The 338-nt window shown below is 34.0% G+C and carries 1 protein-coding gene; it reads right to left on the bottom strand.

The window, feature by feature from the left end; translation table 11 throughout:
* A partial coding sequence (locus tag KVT34_RS30035; protein WP_217563270.1) for a helix-turn-helix transcriptional regulator occupies positions 1 to 183 on the bottom strand: 183 nt, incomplete at its 3' end.
* Positions 184 to 338: the final 155 nt, after the last annotated feature.

A 338-nucleotide genomic window follows, 5' to 3' on the forward strand; every position in this document is an offset into this window, starting at 1 on the left:
GATATCCTCGATTGGTTTACCGAGTTCTTGAGCTATTCGATATGCTGTATCAAATCGTGGAGTTGTACGATTCTTAACAAGTGAGCTTAAAGTGGAATCATCAATCCCAATACGTTTAGCGAAATCACCTTGTTTAATATCTAATTCAGCAAAAATGACTTTTAACCGACATTTAAACTTCATAAATAATCACCTCAAAACAATAGTTTCTACAAGGGAAGATTAACTCCTTTGAAAATAGTACAGGCATTCAGGCAAAAAAATTTGTTTGGACACGCAAAATTTAATATCTAGGTCATATACCTATATCAATACCACATCAAGACCACGAGGAATAC

The sequence above is a fragment of the Paenibacillus sp. GbtcB18 genome (assembly GCF_019091125.1).
GTDB lineage: Bacteria > Bacillota > Bacilli > Paenibacillales > NBRC-103111 > Paenibacillus_F > Paenibacillus_F chitinolyticus.